The organism is Neorhizobium descurainiae (assembly GCF_051400715.1).
Taxonomy (GTDB): domain Bacteria; phylum Pseudomonadota; class Alphaproteobacteria; order Rhizobiales; family Rhizobiaceae; genus Neorhizobium.
On sequence record NZ_JBLFFK010000060.1, the window covers coordinates 1 to 3150 of the forward strand.

General features: G+C 55.1%; 1 protein-coding gene and 2 pseudogenes. 1 reads left to right on the plus strand and 2 read right to left on the minus strand.

Going from position 1 to position 3150, the window contains the following annotated elements:
* Positions 1-77: 77 nt before the first annotated feature.
* Positions 78-835: pseudogene (locus tag ACMGE0_RS33335) on the minus strand (transposase); the annotation flags it as partial.
* Between the two features lie 143 nt (positions 836-978).
* Entirely contained in the window at positions 979-1749 is a 771-nt protein-coding gene (locus ACMGE0_RS33340) for an ABC transporter permease (RefSeq protein ID WP_436820133.1), read from the minus strand.
* Positions 1750-2003: 254 nt separating this feature from the next.
* Between ACMGE0_RS33340 and ACMGE0_RS33345 the strand changes: the two are divergent.
* Positions 2004-3018 (plus strand): annotated as a pseudogene (locus tag ACMGE0_RS33345) (IS110 family RNA-guided transposase).
* The last annotated feature ends 132 nt before the right edge of the window (positions 3019-3150 follow it).

Sequence of the window (3150 nt, forward strand, 5' to 3'; positions counted from 1 at the left end):
GCCTGGCGGCGCTGGTCAAGACCGAGATGGGTGCCGACCCGTTCTCCGGCACGATCTACGTGTTCCGAGCCAAGCGCATTCCAGCAGGTGAACTCCAGCCCATCCGAGCACCAGCGCAGGTTCGAGCGCATGACCATGACCTTGCCGTCATGGATACGGCCCTTGCGAACGGCCGTATGCTTCTCCAGCAGCATGGCGTGGTTGCCCATGATGCGATGAACCCGCTTGGCGTTGACGACAGGCTTATCGGCGGCCCGCCTTTCGCGATTGAGGAGCGCGGCGATCCGCCGATAGCCATAGGTTGGCTTCTGATCCACCAGCCTGCGAATGATTGGCAGAAGCTCCGCATCCTCAGCCTTTCGATAGGACCCGCGCGGCTTTGATCTGCCTTTCAACCGCTCCACGAGGTTGGAACGGGAGACGCCCAGCGTGTCTGCGACGGCTTTCATCGGGAACCGCCCTTCGGCAACAAGATCGGCCGCGATATCCGTTTTTTTGAGTCTGCTTTCGAAAGTGCTTCGCGGAGGATTTCGACCTCCATCGTCTTGCGACCGAGCATGCGCTCCAGCTCGCGGACGCGATCTTCCAGCTTCTTCACTTCCGAATTGCCGACAACCGGCTCGTCAGAATCCACGGCTGCAGCACCTCCCTCGCTCAGAAGCCTGCGCCACCGGTAAAGCAGATTGGGCGCAACGCCATGGCGGCGAGCGGTCGAAGATACCGTCTCGCCTGGTTCGAAACTCTGCTCAATGATCGTCAGCTTTTGCTCGGTTGTCCATCGCCTGCGGCGGACATCACCCATCAGCAATTCAACGTGTCGATACTCGTTAGACATAAGCCTGTCCTCAAGCCTGTGCTTGAGCCTTTCTGCTTATGCCGACTGTCCGGTCGAAAGTGGGGGCACTTCAACCGGATTGTCGCTTACAAATGAAGATGCCAATGATGAAGTTAATGCACGTTACACAAATGATAAAAGGATCACGCGCGCTCTCTGCCAACCGGCCAGAACGTAAAGAACAGCAGACCTATGAAAAGCATCATAAGTGAGGTCTCACTCAAAAACCAAAGGTCCAGCCCCTCAGCAGCTCTTACCCCATAAAAACCCTTCCGGAATAACATGACAATGTGGACGATCGGATTGTCGAGCAGAATATCGCTGAAGGGATGCGGCATCTGCGAAGGGAGGTAGAAGATTCCCGAAAGAATAAACAACGGGCGCATTAAGATTCCAAAAATCTTCTCGTAGAGAGGGAAACGAAAGAACAGCACGATGTTCATGAGTGCGACGCCCAGAGCTAACAGCCAAGCGTAAGCCACCGCCTCAAGAATATACGCCCATTGAAGGTTAAGAGAATGGCGGGTAGTAAGCATCGCTCCACCCAAAATCACGGCTGAGACCACAAATGATGTTGCGCCCTGCAGGACAAAGCGCCCTATCACCGGGTCGATTGGAGCCACATTAGGGTATGACATCAACGCTTTATTCGCGCTGATCGAAGAGGTCAGGTAGGCCTCCATGCCCTTGTATAAATTGAAGGCGAGAAAACCAGTTGCGTAAAAAAGCGGGAAGCTGTCGCCAATCGCAGGTATGCGACCGATCGAACTCATCAGCAGGCTCATCAGCGCGATAAACGCCATCGGCTCCAGTAGAGCCCAGATATACCCTCCCGGACTTCTTCCATACCGGGTGGCTATTTCGCGGATGATAAACGCCGCCACAATGCGCAGATGGGAAATCCAGTACTCCAAAAACTTAACTCCGTCCTGTCTTGCACCGGTCATAGACCCAGCAAAATGGCAACTTCAAGCCAGAGCACCATGGTTTCAGAATGCGCCTCGCCAAGTATCCACTTGTATTTTCCCCATAAATCCCCGGACCCGATCTCCCCCTTGTTAAGTGTGAGGAGATGGGGTGGTTGCCGTCCTCCCCTAGCGGCATCGCCGTGTGCCAAGGATAATGTGGTGCAAACCGCAGAGCAGAGAGGATGGCAGACGAAGGACCGATGATCGGCGTGGACTTGGCAAAGAATGTTTTGCAGCTTCACGGAGCGACGATGACAGTCGAGGTAAAATTTCGGAAAAAGCTGATACGAGGACAGTTTTTACGCTTCATGGCAGGGCAGACGCCTGCACTTGTCGTCATGGAAGCCTGCGGCAGTGCCCATTATTGGTTCCCAGAACTCGTCAAGCTGGGGCATGAAGTCAAGTTGATTGCCCCCGCAATACGTGCGCCCGTTCGTGAAGCGACAGAAGAACGACGCAGCCGATGCCGAGGCAATCGTCATTGCAGCTCGTCAGCCCGAGATGCGTTTCGTCTCCCCCAAAACAGCGGATCAGCAGGCTCGCGCGATCTTGTTTCGGGCGCGCGAGCGTATTGTCCATCAACGGACGGAACTGATGAATGCACTGCGTGCAGTTCTCTACGAATATGGACAGGTTGTTCCGCTTGGAATCGGTCGCGTTGATCGCATCGAGGCAATAGTCGAGAACGTTGAGATCGATCTGCCGGAACTTGTGCGAGACGAATGCCGTGATCTGCTTGCCCAGAGCCACGAGAAGACAACAAGGATCGAGGAAAAAAACGAAGCGGCTCACCGAATTGTCCCGTCAAAGCAATAATGCGAGGCGGCTTCAAACTATGCCTCGCGTAGGGCCTATGATCGCGCTGGCTGTCGAAGCCTTTGCACCCGTGATGGAACACGTCCGATGCGGTCGAGATTTTGCCGCCTGCCTCGGTCCGGTTCCTCGACAATTCTCATCAGGTGGAAAAGAACGGCTCGGACGAGCTTCGAAGGCCGGACACGCTGACATCCGACGGCTGTTAATTATTGGTGCGATGACCCGTGTCAGGTGGGCGAGCCTCAAGCCACCTGTGAAGGGGTCATGGCTGGCGCGGATGAAAAGAAACCGCGTATGCTAGTAGCGATTGCGCTGGCGAACAAGATGGCCCGGAAAATATGGGCCATGTTGGTGAAGCAGGAAGATTATCGGAACCCGACGTTGGCTGTGGCGACGTGACAAGAAACCGGCTGCGAATAGCAGACGCCGGTGAAGGAGTGTGAGAAGTCGACGACCTGAGAGCCCGTCCGAGAATAGGGTTGAGTGATCGGGCTGATGATGATTCCAAGAAGGTGTCTGAAGCCTGAATGG